Here is a 17,750-nt window from a genome sequence, read left to right on the forward strand (position 1 = left end):
ACGCCTCGCGGCGTGTCATGTGCACAAGTGGCATCTCGCGGAGGAGAGCGGTCGGGCTCCCCGGAGGAGAGCGTCAGCTCTCGGAGGGCTCCTCGGGAGCGTCCTCCTCGGGGTTGAAGTGCGAGTCTCCGGAGACCCCCACCGCCAGCCCGTCCTCGGAGTGCGGGATGGTCTCGTCGTCGCCGAGACCGTTCGCCTTCTTCTCGCCCTCGGACGAGGTGGCTGCGTCGGTCACGGCTCAGGCCTCGACGTCGCCGCGCCAGGCACCGTCGGGGGTGCCCTGCTTCTCGATGTACTCCTTGAAGTTGTTCAGGTCCTTCTTCACAGCGTGGCTGCCGGCGCCGACGAGCGAGCCGAGCGTCTCGAGGAAGCCCTTCGGCTCCCAGTCGAGCTGCACGGTGACGCGGGTCTCGGTGTCGGAGAGCTTGTGGAAGGTGACGACGCCGGCGTGGTCGGTCTCGCCGCCGGTGCTGTTCCACGCGACGCGCTCGTCGGGGTGCTGCTCGGTGATGTTCGCCTCGAACTCGCGCTCGACGGGGCCGACCTTCACCTTCCAGACGGTGAGGGTGTCGGTGACCTGCTGGATCGACTCGACCTCGTCGAGGAAGCGCGGGAACTCCTCGAACTGGGTCCACTGGTTGTAGGCGACGGACACGGGGACGTTGACGTCGACGGTCTCGATGATCTGCGGCACGGTGGTGCTCCTTGCTGTCTCACTCGGTGTGCGGCGTTCCGCTGCTGCGGTCGTCACGCTCGACGTTAGGCGGGAGCCGCCTGGGAGCGCACCGGGTTGCGGACTGCCCCGAACGTGGTAAGCGGAGGCAGTGCTGCGGTGCGCGCGCCGGGACGGCTCCGGCGGGCGCCCGAGACGCCGCCGCGCGCGCCGGGACGTCCGCCGGAGGGCGGCGTCCGGACGGCACGGCGGCGTCTCGGGAGCGGCAGGCCGGAGCAGGCCGCGGTCAGCTGTCCTGCGGGTCGCCGCCGAGCTGGCCGATGGCGGGGAGGGGGCCGCCGTCGTCGGCGCCGGTGCGGCGCCAGCGGGCGATGGCGTTGCCCAGGTGGTAGATCACGAGGGCGGCGCCGGCGCCGAGGACGATGCCGCCGAGCTCGAAGCCGCCGGAGGAGAACGAGAAGCCGGCGATCGCGATCACGAGGGAGACCGCGGCGGTGTACTGGTTGACCGGGCGCGAGAAGTCGACGCGGTTGTCGATCCAGATCTTGATGCCGATCACGCCGATCAGGCCGTAGAGCGCGGTGGTGGCGCCGCCCAGGACTCCGGCCGGGATCGAGTTGAAGACGGCGCCGACCTTGGGCGAGAGGCTGAGCAGTATCGCGGTGACGCCGGCGACCCAGTAGGCGGCCGTCGAGTACACGCGGGTGGCCGCCATCACTCCGATGTTCTCGCCGTAGGTCGTGGTGCCGGAGCCGCCGAAGGCGCCGGAGAGGGTGGTCGCCACACCGTCCGCGATCAGGGCCCGGCCGGTGCTGGCGTTGGCGGAGGCGTCGGTCATCGTCGCGACGCCGCGGACGTGTCCGACGTTCTCGGCGATGAGGACGAGCACGACCGGCAGGAACATCGCGATGCCCGACCACGTGGATCCGGAGGCGAAGTCGGGGAGGGTGAACGGCGGCAGGCCGAACCAGTCGGCCGCACCGACCGCGGAGTAGTCGATCTCGTTCCGCAGCAGGGCGACGACGTAGCCGATGACCACGCCGAGGAAGATCGAGACGCGGCCGAGGAAGCCGCGGAGGAACACGCTCGACAGGATGATCGCGGCGAGCGTGATCGTCCCGGTGATCGGCGCCTGCTTGAAGCTGAGGTACGCGGTCGGAGCCAGGTTGAACCCGATCAGGGCCACGATCGCGCCGGCGACGACCGGCGGCATCAGCCTGTCGATCCAGCCGAGGCCGACGACCTGCACGAGGACGCCGACGGCGGCCAGGAGGAGGCCCACGGCGACGACTCCGGCGAGCGCCGACCCCGTCCCTCCGACGGCGGTCGCGGCCGTGACGGGCGCGATGAACGCGAAGCTCGAGCCGAGGTAGCTGGGGAGCCGGTTGCGCGTGATCAGGAGGAACAGCAGCGTCCCGACTCCGGAGAAGAGCAGGGTCGTGGCGACCGGGAACCCGGTGAGCACGGGCACGAGGAACGTCGCTCCGAACATGGCGACGACGTGCTGGATTCCGATGGCGATCGTGGCCGGCCAGGCGAGCCGCTCGCCGGGGGCGACGACGGCGCCGGGCTCGACGGTGCGGCCGTCTCCGTGCAGGGTCCAGATGGGCATGGGGCTCCTCGGCGGGGAAGGGAGGCGGGGGTCGACGTTCACAGTAGCGAGGGGTCTGGCCGTGCCGCGGCACCCGACCTACGATCGGGCCATGGATGGAGCGCGGCGGCTCGGCGAGGAGGAGTTCTCCGCGCACCTCGCCGAGCGGGTCGCGCGGATCCGCGGGTCGTTCGGCGACCTCCCGCTCTGGGCGGTCTCGGGCTGGAGCGGTCCGCGGCTGCTGGCGGAGTGGACGCTGACGGGCGGCCCCCGGGGGCTCTCGTTCCTCGCCGACGAGGCGGTCCCGGGCGGGCCGGGGCCCTCCGTCGAGATCCGCACGACCCTCGGCGATCCGCGGCACGACGTCGCGCTGCTCTGCTGCCGGGAGGAGGCGCCCGTCTCGTTCGTGCAGCCGGAGGCGCTGCCCGCTCCCACGCGGATCGCGGAGATCCCGGTCGACGGGGCTCCGGAGCCCTTCGAGGTGTGGGAGGGAGCCGGCGCGGTGCGCGCGGCCGCGTGGGTGCGCGGGCACGTCCTCACGCTGGAGTGCCGCGGAGTCGATCTGGACGCTCTCGCGCTGGACGAGGTGGACGACATCGAGCCGTTCGTGGCCGGCTGGCTGGAGTTCGTCGGCGCCTCGCGGCGTTGAGCGCCGACCCGCGCTCCCGCGCTGCTGGGAGAGCGCGGAGTCCCGCCCGGCGCGCCGGTGAAAGATGTGCGCCGATCCCGGACAGGAGGGAGCATGAGGCACATGCCAGCTCCCCTCGCGGGTCCCGACCGGTTCGCCGCGGTCGCCGCCGCGGTCGCCGATCCCGTCCGCCGCTACCTCTGGCGGCGCACCGACTCCGCCACCGCCGACGACGTGCTCGCCGCGACGCTCTCGGTGCTCTGGCGCCGCAGCGCCGACGTGCCCGAGGACGACCCGGTGCCGTGGGCGATCGGCGTCGCTCGGCTCCAGCTGCAGAACGCCCGGCGGATGCAGCGCCGCCAGGTCATGCTCGCCCAGCGGATCGCGGTCGTCGATCCGCCGCAGGTGCAGATCGACGAGGGCGAGGCGTCGGGCGTGGAGGAGACCGTGCGCCTCGTGCTCGCCCGGATGCGCGAGCAGGACGCCGAGCTGCTGCGCCTCTGGGCGTGGGAGGAGCTCGACGTCCGCGGGATCGCCGCGGTCCTCGGAGTCACGGCGAACGCCGTCTCGATCCGCCTGCACCGCGCGCGGCGCCGCTTCGCCGAGCTCTACGACTCCACCGACCCGCACGCGCCCGAAGGGGGACTCCGATGACCGGAACCGACGACGAGGACGTCCGCCGCCTCCTCCGCACGGTCGACCCCGCGCGGAGCCTCCCTGCGCTCGACCGCGACGAGCTCGCCGAGCAGATCGCCGCCGCGACGGGCGAGGGCACGCGGACGGTGCACTCCCGCCGCCGCTCCCCCTGGCTGATCGTGGGAGTCGGCGCGCTGAGCGCCGGGGCCGCCGCCTCCCTCCTGCTGCCCTTCGCGCTCGGCGTGGGCGGGGGCAGCACCTCGACGCTGATCCTGCCGAGCACGGGCGGGCCGATGGCGGCGTGCTCGCCGGTGACGGCCGCCGCGCTGGCCCCTGCTCAGCTCGCGTTCCGGGCCGAGGTCCGCTCGATCGACGGGAGCACCGTCACCCTGCACGTGCTCGAGCGCTACGCGGGCGAGGTCGGCGACGGCGTCACGGTCACCCAGGGCAGGGACACTGCGGTGGATGGGGCCCCGATCGTGTTCGAGACCGGGGTCGACTACCTGGTCGCGGCCGACGGCGACACGATCCTGACCTGCGGCCTCAGCGGCGAGAGCTCCCCCGAGCTCGCGGCGCTGTACCAGGAGGCGTTCTCGCGGCAGTAGGCGGAGGCGGGTAGCGGCCCGGGCGGGCGGTGGCAAGGGCCTCCCCGATCGGGGGGAGCGGCGCGCAAGCTGGGGTCTGGGCCCCTTGGCCCTCCCCCTCCGGTCGCCCGGCGGCGCCCGCGGGCCCTCGGCGACGCCGCCCCGCCCGCCCCGCAGGAGGCCCGCATGCCGGTGTTCCGGCTCCTCGAACCGCTCCACGCCGCCGGTGTCGCGCTCGCCGACCTCGCGAGCGATCGGCTCCGCCTCCACGGCGACGGCTCCGACGTCCGCATCACCGCGGTGACCGTCGCGCACACCGAAGCGGGCCCCGGCGCCCTCTTCGCCGCGCTCCCCGGGAGGAGGAGCCACGGGGCCCGGTTCGCGGCCGATGCGGCGGCGGCAGGAGCGGTCGCCGTGCTCACCGACGCGGGCGGGCTCGACGAGGCGCGCGCCTCCGGACTGCCCGTCCTCCTCAGCGACGACCCCCGCACCGCCCTCGGCCCGGTCGCCGCGCAGGTGTACGGCACGAGGAGCGGACCGGTGCTCCTCGGCGTGACCGGCACCAACGGCAAGACCAGCACCGTGCACCTCCTCGACGCGGTGCTCCGGCAGCTGGGCGTCGTCTCGGGGCTGAGCTCCACCGCCGAGCGCCGCAGCGCCGACCACGTGGTCGCCAGCCGCCTCACCACGCCCGAGGCCTCCGAGCTGCACGCGCTCCTCGCCCGGATGGCGGAGGACGGCGTCGAGGCGGCGGCGATCGAGGTCAGCGCTCAGGCGCTCGTGCGCTCCCGGATGGAGGGGATCGTGCTCGACGTCGCCGGGTTCACCAACCTCAGCCACGACCACCTCGACGACTTCGGCGACCTGGACGAGTACCTCCGCGCCAAGCAACGCCTGTTCACGCCCGAGCGGAGCCGGCGCGGCGTCGTGGTCGTCGACACCGAGGCGGGGCGCCGGGTCGCCCGCGAGGCCTCCGTCCCGGTCGTGACGCTCTCCGCCGGGGACGGAGCCGACTGGCGGATCGACGTGCTCGAGACCGCGGTCGACCGCACCCGCTTCCGGCTCACCGCCCGCGACGGCTGGTCGACGACCACCTCCGTCCCGCTCCTCGGCCGCCACATGGCCTCGAACGCGGCCCTCGCGCTGGTGATGCTGATCGAGGCGGGCCACGCGCGCGACCGGGTGGCCGCGGCGGTCGGCTCCGGGATCGACGTCACCGTGCCCGGGCGGACGCTGCTCGTGTCCGGCGCCGACGGGCCGCGGGTCTTCCTCGACTTCTCGCACACGCCCGACTCGGTCGCGCGCACCGTCGACGCCCTCCGCGAGGTGACGCCCGGCCGCGTGCTCGTCCTCCTCGGCGCCGACGGCGACCGCGACCCGAGCAAGCGCGCGCCGATGGGCCGGGCCGCCGCCGAGCGCGCCGACCTGGTGATCGTCACCGACCACCACCCGCGCTTCGAGGACCCGGCGCGGATCCGTCGCGCCCTGGTCGACGGCGCCCGCCGCGTCGAGCGCTGCGAGGTGCTCGAGATAGCGGAGCCGGCCGACGCCGTCCGCGCCGCGCTGCACCGGGCCGGCCCGTCCGACTCCGTCCTCTGGGTCGGCCCCGGCGACACCGACTACCGCGTGGTCGGCGCCGACGACCTCCCCTACTCCCCCCGCGCCGACACGGCCCGCGCGCTGGCCGAGGCCGGCTGGAGCGTCGACCTGCTTGACTGATCGGGTGTTCTCGACCCTCCCGGTGCGCCGCGTGCAGGCCCGACCCGAGCACCCCGCCGACCTCGCGCGCTGGCCCGCGACGCTCGCGCCCGTGCGGCAGGTGCTGGCCGAGGGCTGGGATCTCGGCCAGGTGACGGTGATCACCGGCGAGAACGGCTCGGGCAAGTCGACGCTGCTCGAGGCGGTCGCCCTCGCCTACGGGCTGAACGCGGAGGGCGGATCCACGGGTGCGATGCACTCCTCCCGCGCCTCGGAGTCGGACCTGGCCGAGCACCTCCAGCTGGTCCGCGGGGCCGGGGCGTCCAAGCGCGGCTTCTTCCTCCGCGCCGAGACGATGCACGGCTTCTTCAGCTACCTGGAGGAGGTGGGGATCGACGGCGGGTACCACGAGCGGAGCCACGGCGAGTCGTTCCTCGACATCGTGGCGAACCGCTCCCGGATCAGCGGGCTGTGGCTCCTCGACGAGCCGGAGTCGGCCCTCTCGGTGTCGGGCTGCCTCGCCCTGATCGGGCAGCTGCGCGACCTGGTCGCCGGCGGCTCGCAGGTCGTCCTCTCCACGCACTCGCCGATCCTCGCGGCCCTCCCCGGAGCCGACCTCTACGAGCTCGACGAGACGGGCCTGCGCCCCTGCCGCTACGACGACCTCGACCTGGTGCGGACCTGGCGCGGCTTCCTCGACCAGCCGGCCCGCTTCCTGCGGCGGCTGGAGTAGGTCGGCGGGCGCTCAGCCGCGCCGGAACGGGCCGTTCGTGTTCACCACGAAGGGAGGTACGTCGGCAGGCCGCCCCGATCTCGCGGATTCCGAGCCGCCCGGGGGAAAGTCTCCGCCGGCACGAGCACGATCAGGCCGCGGAGGCCGCCGTCGGCCGGGCGATCCGGGGCGCCCAGCCCACCGCGATCGCGGCGCCGGCGAGCGCGAGCTGTCCGAGCGGCGGCAGGATCGCCGAGACCAGGGAGCCGTCGCCGCCGGACGTGACGAAGGTGTCGGCGACCGACATCCCGAAGCCGAACCCGGCGAAGAAGCGGAAGACGACGGCGCCGGCGACCAAGGCGAGCATGAGCACCGCGATCCGCCGCGGAGTGAGCGGCGACCTCCGGCCGACGAGGGCGCCGGCCGTCACGACGATCGCGGCGGCCGTCCAGAACGCGGCCCAGCCGGTGACCCAGATCGCGTGGGAGCCGAACTCGAAGCCGTCGCGCTCGGACATGGTCGCGTAGATCTCCGCCAGGGCCACGCCGGGGACCTTCGCCTGCGGATTCCAGACCAGCAGATCGACGGCGCCCACCACCGTGACGCCCGCCACGAGCGCGAGGCCCGCGAGGGCGACGGGGAGGCGCTGAGCGCGAGTCGCCGTCCGCGGTGCGAGGGCGATGGTCCGCGAGCCGCCGAGGACGATCGCGCCGCAGACGAGTCCGGCGAGGGAGACGGGCAGGCCGACGAGGGCGAGGGGTCCGGGGAGGAGGAGTCCGGCCGCGGTGAGCACCGGGCCGACGACGGCCGCGACCAGGGAGATCCGCGCGAGCACCGTGCGGGCCGACGCCGCGGCGCCGAGGAGGTGGATCGCGCCGAGGACCGCGACCGCGACGGCGGCGACGAGCACCGCGGTCTGCACGGCGCCGACGGCGGCCAGGGCGGTGTCGGAGGCGGCACCCGGCTCGGGGACGATCCCGCCGCCGGTCAGCGCGATGCCGCTCAGCATCAGCGCGGCCGCGGCGAAGAGCGCGAGTCCGCGGCGGGCGAGGCGGCGCGGGAGCGTGCCCCGCGCTTCGCCGGTGTGCGCGGGCAGGTCGCGGTCGACGCTCACCAGCAGGGCGAGCGCTCCGAGGACGACGCCGCGCCGGGGCAGTCCCAGCTCGGCGGCCCCGGCCAGGTCGGCCCGCCACTCCTCGAGGTAGCGCTCCCGGGCGAGCGGGGGCAGGAGCAGCGACAGGAGCCGCAGGAGCGCGCTCATGCGGTCGCCTCCGCCGCTCGCGGCGCCGTCCGCGCGGTCGACCGCATCCGCTCGACGGCGGCCCGGGCTGCCGGGGCGCCCTCCGCGGTCAGCTCGTAGAGCCGGCGACGCGGGCCGCTCCGCACGCTCGCGGCCTCCCACTCCGAGACCACCCAGCCCGCTCCCTCGAGCCGCTCCAGGATCGGATAGACGCTGCCCGCCGGTCGCCCGGTGGCCTTGATCACGACCATGCCCCAGGTCGGGCCGTCGGCGTCGAGGAGGGTCCGGAGGACGTCCGCGGTGGCGGACGTGAGGCGAGGGAGTGGCTGCACACGGATGACGCTACCTATGTAGAGATAGCGGGTCAACACAGGCGGGACGGCATCTCTAAGCAATACCGCTCTCTGGATTCTCAGCTGCCTGTCAGCCTCTGACATACTCCGCAGATGACCGAGTTCAACCCCGCCGTATTCCCCGGCTCCGCCCCCTCCGCTCCGAAGAAGACCGGCAACGGGCTGGGCCTCGCCTCCCTCATCATCGGAATCCTCGCGCTCATCGGCGCTCTTATCCCGATCGTCAACTACGCCTCGGGCTTCCTCGCCTTCATCGGACTCGTCCTCGGCATCATCGGCCTCTTCCTCAAGGGCCGCTCTCGCGGCACGGCCATCGCCGGCACCGTCCTCAACGTGATCGCGCTTGTCCTCTCGATCATTCTCGCCATCGTCTACACGGCCGGATTCGCGAGCGGCGTCTCGAACGCGATCGCCACCGCGCAGGCCGAGAGCTCCGAGGCCGCTGCCGTGCCGCGGACGCTCGTCTATGAGGTCACCGGCTCGGCTACCGCGGCCTCCATCACTTGGTCGACCTACGACGGAGGAACCTCCGGCTCCGAGCAGGCCACCGGTCAGGCGCTCCCCTTCACGAAGGAGCTGCAAGTCCAGACCGGAGGCGACTTCACCTTCCAGAGCTTCACGCTGACCGCCTCGAACGGCATCGATGACGAAGGCGAGATCAGCTGCCGAATCACCCTCGACGGCGAGGTCATCGCCGAGCAGACCAGCACCGGGGCCTTCGCGTCGGCGCTCTGCTCGGCGACCCCGGAGTAGCCGCCGTGCGTAAAGCCCTTTTCCCTGCAGCTCTCAGTGCGGCAATGCTCCTCCTGACTGCCTGCACGGCTTCCGCGCCCGCAGCAGCTCCGGCCGAGTCGACGACCCCTGCACCTGCGGCGCCCGCGACACCTGCGTTCGTCGAGCTCGACACCGCACAAGCGGCGTCCCGTTATCTCGATCTCGTCTGCCCCAACAACATCGCGATCAAGAATCTGAGCGACGCCTTCTCATCCGGCGAGGACGAGCTTCTGAACGGTGGCGACCCGGACCCTTCCGGCGTGCACGCCGCTGCGTCTGCTCGGCTCGATCTGACAAGACGGACACTCACGCTCCTGGACGACTCGTACTACCACTGGCCGAGCGATGTCTCCGAGCAGATCGCGACGATCCGCGGCTCCTACATCGCCGAGATGGCCACTCTCAACACGATGGCCAACTCGGCCGATTTCAGTGACGCCTATTACTCGACGTTCCCTGAGGCCACGACTGAACAGCAGAGCGCCGGACAAGAGGTCCGCTACGCGCTGGGCATCGATCCGGACACGGTCGCCAGCTGTGTCGGGCACGAGAACGGGATCGACGCTCTGACGTCCGAGAAGGAGCAGCGGGATGCCGGAGCGTAGCGCCTGATCGAGAGGCAGCGATCGGTGGGCGCGTGTTCCCGGAGACGGTCGAAAAGGGGACCGAGGGCTCCGACGCCGACCAGGCGACGTGTTCGCAAGCGGGAGCCCTCGCGCTGACCGTCCGCCGCCGGCCCTCGCGCCGCTAGCCGGACCCCGCACGCAGAACGTCGGCCGAGAGCAGCCGCCTCCACCCTCGGGGTACGGCGGGCACTCTCGGCCGACGTTCTGCGCGCGAGCGCGGGGACTACTTGCGGAACATCCGCGCCGTGGTCTCGAAGAGGCCCTTCACGGGGCGCTGCTGCTCGCCCTGCTGGGCGCCGAGGACGATGATGACGGCGGTCAGCACGGGGATGGCCCACTGGGTGACCTTCTGCACGCGGAGGGCCGTGGTCAGCTCCTGCGAGTTGTGCTCCGACGCCTCGGTCACGCCGGGGGCGCCCTCGTCGGCGTGCTTGGCCTGCGTCGCTCCGGCGACCGCGGCGATCACCGAGGCGGCACCGGCGAGCCCGGTCACGACGGTCTTGACGACGGTGTTCGTGCGGCTCTCCTGCTGGTTGGCCAGGCGGGTCTTGTTGGCGAGGACGAGTCCGATGCCGCCGACGCCGTGGGCGGCGATCGCGGCGAGCTGCACAGGGGTCCAGCGGGCCCAGCCGTTCGAGGAGAGGCGGAGGCGCTCCGCCGGGTCGGACGAGGTGGACGCGGCGCCGTTAAGGCCGACGGCGCCCATGAGCGAGCCGCCGAACCAGGCGGCGGCTCCGAGGTCGTGGAGACTGCGGACGAGGGTGTTGCGGGAGGGCATGTGGGCCTCTTCTCTGCCGGCGGCGGACGCCGGCGGTGGTCGGCTGGTGCGGACTCCTCCGACGCTACGCGCGCCCTGGAACCGCGCACGGGGCTTGACCTCTCCCCCACCGACACGCTCCGCTGGAGGTCACCGACCGACCCGAGGAGCCCCGCGATGCCCACCGACGACGAGAAGCGGACGACCCGCGACGAGTTCCACGACGCCGTGAACATGACCGCGAAGGAGCTCGAGGAGTGGCTCGGCACCGACGAGTCGAAGGAGGTCGGCCAGAAGCCGGAGGGCGGCGGCGAGTCCGTCGGCCACGAGAGCGGGCGCCGCATCGTCGAGCTGCTCGGCACGAAGCAGGCCGACCTGAGCGACGACGACTACGCCCACATGACGAAGGTCGTCGGCTACGTGCACCGGCACGCGAAGCAGCGTCCCTCGGGCGATGTCACCGAGACGAAGTGGCGCTACTCCCTGATGAACTGGGGCAACGACCCGCTGAAGTGACGGCCGGGCCCGGGGCGGGGTCAGGCCGTCGCGCAGCTCCCGTCGACCTCGCCGATGACGCCGTCCGTCACCGTCACCACCGCGCAGTTCGGGTAGCCCCGCTGCGGCCGGTGCGCGGGGTCGAGCGCGCGGAGGATGCTCCCGAGCACCGCTCCGTGCGTCACGACCAGCACGTCCCCGTGCTCGGCCGCCGGCACGAACCGCGCGATCGCGGCCTCCACGCGGGCGCGCACGGTGGCACCGCTGTCGGCCCGGCCGGAGGGGTCGTGGCGGTGGATCGCGTCGAGCACCGAGTCGAGCCCGGCGTCGGTCATCCGCGGCCAGTCGGCGGAGGAGGGCACGTAGGAGTAGCCGTGATCGGCGAACACCGGCTCCCAGAGCGAGGCGTTCGGCTGCCCCTCGAAGGCGCCGAAGTGCCACTCGCGGAGCTCGACCATCGGCTCGGCCTCGAGCGACGGGTGCCCGGCGAGCGCCGCCGCCGCCGTGGTGCGGGTGCGGGTGAGGTCGCTCGTGAACGCCGCGACGAGCGGCACCTCGCGCATCCGCTCGCCGAGGGCCGCCGCCTGGCGCTCGCCGCGCTCGGTCAGCGGCGAGTCGCACCAGCCCTGCAGCTGGCCGGCGACGTTGAAGAGGGTCTCGGCGTGGCGGACGAGGTGGATCGTGCCGCTCACGGGCGCGCGCTCGCGGGCGTCGTCGGGCGGGCGGGGGTGGTGCGGTGCATGCGGTTCTCCGGGGTCAGCGCGCTACTCCGGAGCGGCGCGCGCGATGTGGAGGGCCAGGAAGGCGACCTCCTCGTTGGGCAGGGCGGCCTGGTACTCGGCCGCCACGAAGGAGCGCACGCGCTCGGCGGAGGCGATCGCGCGCGGGTAGCGGGCGCTGAGGCTGGTGAAGAGGAAGTCGTCCTCGCTCTCGAGCAGGCCGCCCGAGAAGAAGCGCTCGGCGAAGTACTGCAGGTGCGCCACGAAGCGGGCGGAGCGGAGGTCGTCGCGGTCGAGCGCGGCTCCGCTGGAGTGCTGGATGATCGCGGTCACCGAGCGGATGAGCTGCACGATCCGGAGCGAGTCGATCCCGACCTTGCCGAGCTCCGCGTTGGCGAGGTGGAACGCGACGTTCGCGGCCTCGTCGGCGGGCAGCTCCACGTCCAGGCGCTCGCGCATCCGCTCGACCGCCCGCTCCCCCACCGCGTACTGCACGGGGTAGACCGTCCGCATCTCCCAGGCCAGCCGGTTGGCGACCGAGAGCCCGCGCCGCTGCCGCTCCACCGCGAAGTGCAGGTGGTCGGTGAGCGCGAGGTACACGTGCGGGTCGAGCTTCAGCCCCTGCTCCTCCGCGTCGGCGACGACCGCGCGGGTGAGCTCGACGAACTCCGGCGGGATCTGCGCCAGGAGCTCGACGAGGTTGCGCTGATCCGAGTCGTCCAGCGCCACGAACACCTGGTCGACGCTCGAGGGCTCGATCGCCTCGCCGGCCTTCGCTCCGAAGCCGATCCCCCTGCCCAGGAGCACGCGCTCGACGCCGCGCTCGTCGACGACGAGGACGACGCTCGAGTTGAGCACCTTCTTGATGGTCTGCATGCGTGTCTCCGTCGACGGCCGCGTCAGGGCTGGGGTGGGGGTGGCGGGGCCTCTGCCCGGAGAGCCGGACGGCGCCTCCGGGCAGAGGAGGATCATCCCAGATCCGCGCCGTTCGAGGCGATGACCTTCTGGTACCAGAAGAACGAGTCCTTCCGGTAGCGCTCGGTGCTGCCATGGCCGAGGTCGTCCATGTCGACGTACACGAACCCGTAGCGCTTCGAGATCTGCGAGCTGGAGGCGCTGATCAGGTCGATCGGCGCCCAGCTCACGTAGCCGAGCAGCTCCACGCCCTCGTCCACCGCCTGGATCATCTGCTCGAAGTGCGCGCGGAAGTAGTCGATCCGGTACGGGTCGTGGACCCGGCCGTCCTCGGTCAGCTCGTCGCGCATCCCGAGCCCGTTCTCGACGATGAACAGCGGCTTGCCGTAGCGGTCGTAGAGGTCGATCAGCGAGATCCGCAGCCCGACGGGGTCGATCTGCCAGCCCCACTCGCTCGACTCGAGGAACGGGTTCTTGACGCCGAGGACCGTGTTGCCGGGGGTGCGCTCGGCGTCGGGGCGCACGGACTCCGTCATCGACATGTAGTAGCTGAACGAGATGAAGTCGACCGGGTGCTCGCGCAGCAGCTCGGCGTCGCCCGACTCGAACGGGATCTCGACCCCGCGGCTCTCGAGCGCCCGCAGCGCCAGGCGCGGGTAGGCGCCGCCCGCCTGGACGTCGGTGCAGAGGTAGAGCATCCGCTCCTTCGCCTGCGTCGCCGCGACGTCGTCGGGGTGGCAGGTGTTGGGGTAGGTGGTCAGCATCGTGAGCATGCAGCCCATCCGCGACTCGGGCCACAGCTCCTTCAGCGTCCTCGTGACCGAGGCGGAGGCGACGAACTGGTGGTGCAGGGCCGTGTAGCAGGCCTGCTCCACGCTGCCCTCGACGGTCTCCTCGATGATCCCGCCCGAGGTGAACGGGTGGCGGATGATGCCGTCGATCTCGTTGAAGGTCAGCCACATGTCGACGAGGTGGCCGAAGCGCTCGAAGCAGGTGCGGGCGAAGCGCTCGAACAGCCCGATCGTGCGGCGGTCGACCCAGCCGTTGTGCTTCAGCGCGAGGGCGAGCGGCGGGTCGTAGTGCGAGAGCGTGACCAGCGGCTCGATCCCGAGGCGCCGCATCTCGGTGAAGAGGGCGAGGTAGTAGGCGATGCCCTCCTCGAGCGGCTCCGCCTCCTCCCCCGTCGGGTAGAGGCGGGTCCAGGCGATCGAGACGCGGAGGGTGGTGAAGCCCATCTCGGCGAACAGCGCGAGGTCGCCGGGGTAGCGGTGGTAGAAGTCGATGCCGCGGCGCTTGGGGTAGTACTCGGTGTCGTCGTCGGACATCGCCGCCGTGATGCTCTCCACCGTGTTGCGGTGGTGGATCGCGTACTCCTTCGGGTCCGCCTTCGGCTTGTAGGAGGCGACGTCGCTGACCGCCGGGCCGCGCCCGCCCTCGCGCCACGCGCCCTCGACCTGGTTGGCGGCGAGGGCGCCGCCCCATCGGAATCCGTCAGGAAGCGCCATCGGCGAGCTCCTTCTCTTTCTGCGTCACGGTCATGATCCGGTCGCCGGCGGTGATCCGCTCGGCGGCCTCGACGAGCACGGTGTACTCGGCGGAGTTGGTCACGAGCACCGGGGTCGTGGTGTCGTAGCCGGCCGCGGTGATCGCGGCCAGGTCGGCGGTGAGGAGCAGCTGCCCGGCCTCGACCCGGTCGCCGACCGCGACGTGCGCCTCGAACGGCGCGCCGTCCAGCTGCACCGTGTCGATGCCGACGTGGATGAGCACCTCGACGCCGTCCGCGCGGCGCAGCCCCACGGCGTGGCGGGAGGACAGCAGTGCGATGACCTCGCCCGCGAACGGCGCCCGGACGGCTCCGTCGGTGGGGCGGATCGCCAGCCCCTCGCCGAGCACGCCGGCCGAGAACACCGGGTCCGGCACCTCCGAGAGGGGGATGACGGAGCCGGTGAGCGGCGCCTGCAGCGCGAGCGGGCTCCCGGCGTCGGCCGCCACGTCGCCGAGCGCCTGGACGCTGGCGGAGGCGTCGTCGCGCCAGATGACGAAGGAGACGACGAACGAGACGGCGACCGAGATCAGCAGGCCGATCACGGCGTTGAGCAGGTTCCAGGGGTTCAGCCCGTCGATGAACATCGAGATGCTGGCGACGCCGGGGCTGACCAGCGCGAACGCGGCGACCTGCGTGGCGCCGATGTAGGCGCCTCCGACGACGCTGCCCGTGATGACGGAGACCAGGGCGCGCTTGTTCTGCAGCGTGACGCCGTAGAGCGCCGGCTCGGTGATCCCGAAGAGGGCCGAGAGGCCGCCCGAGAAGGCGGTGGCGCGGAGGGTCGCGCTCTTGGTGCGCAGGGCGATCGCGAGGCTGGAGCCCGCCTCCGCCGCGTTGTGGGCGAGCGAGGAGGCGAGGTAGAAGGTGTCCTTGCCCGCGCTGGCCATCGTCGCGATGGTCGGCGGGATGAACGCCTTGTGCATGCCGACCGAGATGATCAGCGGGAGCACGCCGGCCAGCAGCGCGACGGCCACCCAGCCGAGCGCGCCGTAGAGGCCGATCATCGCGCCGGTGAGCATCGAGCCGAGCCAGTAGCCGAGGGGTCCGAGCAGGAAGATCGTGGCCGGAGCGACGATCACCAGGCACATCAGCGGCACGTAGAACGTGCGGATCGGGCCCCACGAGTGCTTCGTGAAGAAGCGCTCGACGACCGAGAGCAGCAGCACGGCCAGGATCGCCGGGAACACCTGGGCGTTGTAGGCGATGACCGGCACCGGGATGCCGAAGAGCGCGACGCCGCCCTCCTGGTTGAGCAGCGTCGTGAACGCCGGGAAGACCAGGACGCCGACGAGCCCGAGCGCGAGCGGCCGGTTCACGTCGAGCTTCTTCGCGCTCGTGTAGGCGACGAGCAGCGGCAGGAAGCCGAACACCGCGTCCGGGATGGCGGACAGCAGCTTGAAGTTGTCGGAGGCCGGGTCGAGCCAGCCCAGCGCCGAGGCGAGGACGAGGAACGACTTGAAGATGCCGGCGCCCGCGATGGCCGGGATGATCGGCGTGAACACGCTGACCACGAAGTCCATGATCGTCGCGCCGAGGCGCTTGAGGGACCGCGGCTGCTTCGCCTGCGCCGTCGACGTGGTGGTGCCGCCGCGCAGCTTCTCGACCGCCGCGTACATCTCGCTGACGCCGCTGCCGACGATGACCTGCGTCTGCGGGCCGGTGACGACGCCGATCACGCCGGGCACCGCCTTCAGCGCCTCGACGTCGGCCTTCGCGTCGTCCGCCAGCGCGAACCGCAGACGGGTCGAGCAGTGCTGCAGCTTCGCCACGTTGGCGGCGCCGCCGACGTGCTCGAGGATCGCCTTCGCGCTCTCCTGGGTACTCATCGGTACTCCTCCGGGTGTGTGGGGACGCGCGCTTCCCTGCGCTGTGCTGCCCGGCCGTCCGTCGCCGTCCCCGCCCCCTCCGGCACCGTCATCGGTGCTCCGGCCGAGCGTCAGGAGGCGTCCGGGCACAAAAAAAGGACCCGACGACGCTCATTACGCGTTTCGTCGGATCCTGCCTGCACGACCAGTCACATGTCCGAGAGCGAACGTAACACGGGGGTGGGTGGGGCGTCAAAGAGGGGGCGGAGGCGGGAGCGTCACTGAACTCGTCGGGACGCGACCGTCTCCGTGACGACCCGGACGACCTCGTCGGGGTCCTCGTGCTCCCAGAAACGAAGTGCGATCCAGCCTGCCTCTCGGAGTAGTCGGTCGGTGTCGCGGTCCCGTTCGCGATTCCTCGTCACCTTCTCCGCCCAGAAGCCGGCGTTGGTCTTCGACACCGTGTGATGCACCGGGCAACCGTGCCAGAAGCAGCCGTCGATGAAGACCGCAATGCGCTGTCGGGGGAAGGCGACGTCCATGGTGCGCCGGGACGACCCCGGCACCTTGCGTTGGAGGCGGTACCTGAGTCCCGCGGCGTGGAGCGCCGATCGGATGCGGAGCTCCGCCTTCGTGTCTCGGCCGCGGTTGCTGCGCATCGAGCGCCGGACGCCGTCGCTCGAAGCCCAGGACATGATCCGAGCGTAAGAGGATCCACCGCCTCGGGCCTGCGGTGCCGCCGTTTTCAGTGCGTTTGTCACAGTACGTTTGTCACATGGAACGCGGCCCGATTCGAACCCTCGATCTGTTCGCCGGCGCGGGCGGCCTCACCGCAGGGTTCCACTCCGCCTCGTCCCGGATCGAGACGGTCGCGGCTGTCGAGTGGGACATCGCGGCCGCTGCAACCTTCGAGGCCAATTTCGGCAGGGGCAAGGCCTGGGCGGGAAGCATTCAGAGCTGGTTGGCCGACGCACCGATGCCGACGGACATCGACATCGTCATCGGCGGTCCGCCCTGCCAGGGCTTCTCCACCCTCGGCAAGCAGGACGTCGAGGACGAGCGGAACGACCTCTGGAAGACCTACGCCGAGACGATCAGTCGCGTGCGGCCGAAGTACTTCGTCGTGGAGAACGTCGCCGCCTTCATGAAGTCGCCGCAGTTCCGCGAGTTCGAAGCGGCGGTACAGCCGGGAGAGGTCCTCGAGGACTACGCCTTCGAGTGCCGGATCCTGAACGCCGCCGACCACGGCGCTCCCCAGGCACGGAAGCGCGCCGTACTCATCGGTCACCGTCGCGATCTCGTCACGCCGGGCTTCCCCGAGCCCTCCCATCTCGGACGTCACCGGACCGTTCGCGACGCTCTGATGGCAGAGCACCGGATCTCCTTCGAGACCATCGATGAGAGAGACCTCCCCGAGCGGTCGATCGAGTTCGCGGGAAGACTGCTCAAGGGTCCGTATTCCGGTCTCGAACTGCACACCGGGAGGAATTACTCATCACTCTCCCTCCAGCGCTTCGCCCGGATCCCGCCCGGCGGTAATCGGTTCGACCTCCCTTACGAGCTGCAGGCGAACTGCTGGAGGAACCACCGCACAGGCTCGGCTGACGTGATGGGACGGCTGCACTGGGACAAACCGGCCGTGACCATCAGGACCGAGTTCTTCAAGCCGGAGAAGGGCCGCTACCTGCACCCCGAAGCGATGCGGTCGATCTCCCTCTTCGAAGCGGCCGTCTTGCAGGGCTTCCCCACCGACTACCGATTCGTCGGGTCCCGGACGGCCATCGCGAAGCAGATCGGTAACGCCGTGCCCATCCCGCTCGGCGCTGCGATCGCGACTCACCTCATCGGCGCGTTGGACGGCGACGTCCTCGTCGCCGGTCCTCGCGAAGCGGATTCGATCTCACTTTTCTGAGGGTCGACTCGAATGCCGCTTCATCGAGCTGAACCGGTTCGACTTCGAGTTGCCCATGTCGGTGGGCCTCAATAGGCTGCACGAGC

Annotated in this window: 20 protein-coding genes; 9 read left to right on the forward strand and 11 right to left on the reverse strand. The window is 71.8% G+C overall.

Annotated elements, in window-relative coordinates:
* Window positions 1-73 precede the first annotated feature (73 nt).
* The 3 genes from GTU71_RS16210 to GTU71_RS09370 all read right to left on the reverse strand — a co-directional run bounded on the left by GTU71_RS16210 (window position 74) and on the right by GTU71_RS09370 (window position 2,285).
* Complete coding sequence (locus GTU71_RS16210) at window positions 74-235, reverse strand: hypothetical protein (protein WP_167299017.1); 162 nt, start codon at window positions 233-235, stop codon at window positions 74-76.
* A gap of 3 nt (window positions 236-238) precedes the next feature.
* A complete protein-coding gene (locus GTU71_RS09365; RefSeq protein WP_104224157.1) occupies window positions 239-694 on the reverse strand; it encodes an SRPBCC family protein in 456 nt (151 codons plus the stop codon).
* 265 nt (window positions 695-959) lie between these two features.
* Complete coding sequence (locus GTU71_RS09370; protein ID WP_159939742.1) at window positions 960-2,285, reverse strand: solute carrier family 23 protein; 1,326 nt, start codon at window positions 2,283-2,285, stop codon at window positions 960-962.
* A gap of 91 nt (window positions 2,286-2,376) precedes the next feature.
* On the opposite strand from GTU71_RS09370, the gene GTU71_RS09375 reads away from it, so the two are divergent.
* The 5 genes from GTU71_RS09375 to GTU71_RS09395 all read left to right on the forward strand — a co-directional run bounded on the left by GTU71_RS09375 (window position 2,377) and on the right by GTU71_RS09395 (window position 6,543).
* Window positions 2,377-2,913 carry a hypothetical protein gene (locus GTU71_RS09375; RefSeq protein WP_104225957.1) on the forward strand — a complete coding sequence of 179 codons (537 nt, stop codon included), beginning with the start codon at window positions 2,377-2,379 and terminating at the stop codon, window positions 2,911-2,913.
* A gap of 102 nt (window positions 2,914-3,015) precedes the next feature.
* Window positions 3,016-3,546, forward strand: a complete 531-nt coding sequence (locus GTU71_RS09380) for a sigma-70 family RNA polymerase sigma factor (protein ID WP_159939743.1) — start codon at window positions 3,016-3,018, stop codon at window positions 3,544-3,546.
* Window positions 3,543-4,133: a hypothetical protein gene (locus GTU71_RS09385; protein ID WP_104346126.1), complete on the forward strand. Its 591-nt coding sequence runs from the start codon at window positions 3,543-3,545 to the stop codon at window positions 4,131-4,133. Before GTU71_RS09380 ends, GTU71_RS09385 begins: the two co-directional genes overlap by 4 nt.
* Before the next feature lie 165 nt (window positions 4,134-4,298).
* Window positions 4,299-5,831: a UDP-N-acetylmuramoyl-L-alanyl-D-glutamate--2,6-diaminopimelate ligase gene (locus tag GTU71_RS09390; protein ID WP_104323588.1), complete on the forward strand. Its 1,533-nt coding sequence runs from the start codon at window positions 4,299-4,301 to the stop codon at window positions 5,829-5,831.
* 4 nt (window positions 5,832-5,835) lie between these two features.
* Window positions 5,836-6,543, forward strand: coding sequence for an AAA family ATPase (locus GTU71_RS09395; protein WP_104268547.1), 708 nt, complete (start codon window positions 5,836-5,838; stop codon window positions 6,541-6,543).
* Window positions 6,544-6,673: 130 nt separating this feature from the next.
* Here GTU71_RS09395 and GTU71_RS09400 read toward each other — a convergent pair whose 3' ends face one another.
* Together GTU71_RS09400 and GTU71_RS09405 are read right to left on the reverse strand one after the other, a co-directional pair.
* Window positions 6,674-7,783, reverse strand: coding sequence for a hypothetical protein (locus GTU71_RS09400; protein ID WP_159939744.1), 1,110 nt, complete (start codon window positions 7,781-7,783; stop codon window positions 6,674-6,676).
* Window positions 7,780-8,094, reverse strand: coding sequence for a helix-turn-helix transcriptional regulator (locus GTU71_RS09405; RefSeq protein ID WP_244230517.1), 315 nt, complete (start codon window positions 8,092-8,094; stop codon window positions 7,780-7,782). Before GTU71_RS09405 ends, GTU71_RS09400 begins: the two co-directional genes overlap by 4 nt.
* Window positions 8,095-8,208: 114 nt before the next feature.
* On the opposite strand from GTU71_RS09405, the gene GTU71_RS09410 reads away from it, so the two are divergent.
* Window positions 8,209-8,868, forward strand: a complete 660-nt coding sequence (locus GTU71_RS09410; protein WP_104233472.1) for an MmpS family transport accessory protein — start codon at window positions 8,209-8,211, stop codon at window positions 8,866-8,868.
* Between the two features lie 44 nt (window positions 8,869-8,912).
* Window positions 8,913-9,494, forward strand: a complete 582-nt coding sequence (locus GTU71_RS09415) for a hypothetical protein (protein WP_159939745.1) — start codon at window positions 8,913-8,915, stop codon at window positions 9,492-9,494.
* 244 nt (window positions 9,495-9,738) lie between these two features.
* On the opposite strand, the gene GTU71_RS09420 is transcribed toward GTU71_RS09415, so the two are convergent.
* Window positions 9,739-10,293: a hypothetical protein gene (locus GTU71_RS09420; protein ID WP_104225963.1), complete on the reverse strand. Its 555-nt coding sequence runs from the start codon at window positions 10,291-10,293 to the stop codon at window positions 9,739-9,741.
* A gap of 156 nt (window positions 10,294-10,449) precedes the next feature.
* Between GTU71_RS09420 and GTU71_RS09425 the strand changes: the two genes are divergently transcribed.
* Window positions 10,450-10,788 carry a DUF3140 domain-containing protein gene (locus GTU71_RS09425; RefSeq protein WP_104282476.1) on the forward strand — a complete coding sequence of 113 codons (339 nt, stop codon included), beginning with the start codon at window positions 10,450-10,452 and terminating at the stop codon, window positions 10,786-10,788.
* A 20-nt stretch (window positions 10,789-10,808) separates the two neighbouring features.
* Here the strand turns inward: GTU71_RS09425 and GTU71_RS09430 are convergent, their stop codons facing one another.
* The 5 genes from GTU71_RS09430 to GTU71_RS09450 all read right to left on the reverse strand — a co-directional run bounded on the left by GTU71_RS09430 (window position 10,809) and on the right by GTU71_RS09450 (window position 16,447).
* On the reverse strand, window positions 10,809-11,459 hold the full coding sequence (locus GTU71_RS09430) for a histidine phosphatase family protein (RefSeq protein ID WP_159939746.1): 651 nt from the start codon (window positions 11,457-11,459) through the stop codon (window positions 10,809-10,811).
* A gap of 72 nt (window positions 11,460-11,531) precedes the next feature.
* Window positions 11,532-12,362: a PRD domain-containing protein gene (locus tag GTU71_RS09435; RefSeq protein WP_104225973.1), complete on the reverse strand. Its 831-nt coding sequence runs from the start codon at window positions 12,360-12,362 to the stop codon at window positions 11,532-11,534.
* A gap of 92 nt (window positions 12,363-12,454) precedes the next feature.
* Window positions 12,455-13,906 carry a family 1 glycosylhydrolase gene (locus GTU71_RS09440; protein ID WP_159939747.1) on the reverse strand — a complete coding sequence of 484 codons (1,452 nt, stop codon included), beginning with the start codon at window positions 13,904-13,906 and terminating at the stop codon, window positions 12,455-12,457.
* Window positions 13,893-15,773 carry a beta-glucoside-specific PTS transporter subunit IIABC gene (locus GTU71_RS09445; RefSeq protein WP_159939748.1) on the reverse strand — a complete coding sequence of 627 codons (1,881 nt, stop codon included), beginning with the start codon at window positions 15,771-15,773 and terminating at the stop codon, window positions 13,893-13,895. The genes GTU71_RS09440 and GTU71_RS09445 overlap by 14 nt, the downstream gene beginning before the upstream one ends.
* Before the next feature lie 257 nt (window positions 15,774-16,030).
* The gene (locus GTU71_RS09450; protein ID WP_104296099.1) at window positions 16,031-16,447 is read right to left on the reverse strand and encodes a very short patch repair endonuclease; all 417 of its coding nucleotides are present in this window, start codon (window positions 16,445-16,447) and stop codon (window positions 16,031-16,033) included.
* Window positions 16,448-16,527: 80 nt separating this feature from the next.
* On the opposite strand from GTU71_RS09450, the gene GTU71_RS09455 reads away from it, so the two are divergent.
* Window positions 16,528-17,664 (forward strand): DNA cytosine methyltransferase, encoded by a 1,137-nt coding sequence (locus GTU71_RS09455; RefSeq protein ID WP_104226076.1) that lies wholly within the window; start codon window positions 16,528-16,530, stop codon window positions 17,662-17,664.
* Window positions 17,665-17,750 lie beyond the last annotated feature (86 nt).

The organism is Rathayibacter sp. VKM Ac-2762, from assembly GCF_009866585.1.
GTDB lineage: Bacteria > Actinomycetota > Actinomycetes > Actinomycetales > Microbacteriaceae > Rathayibacter.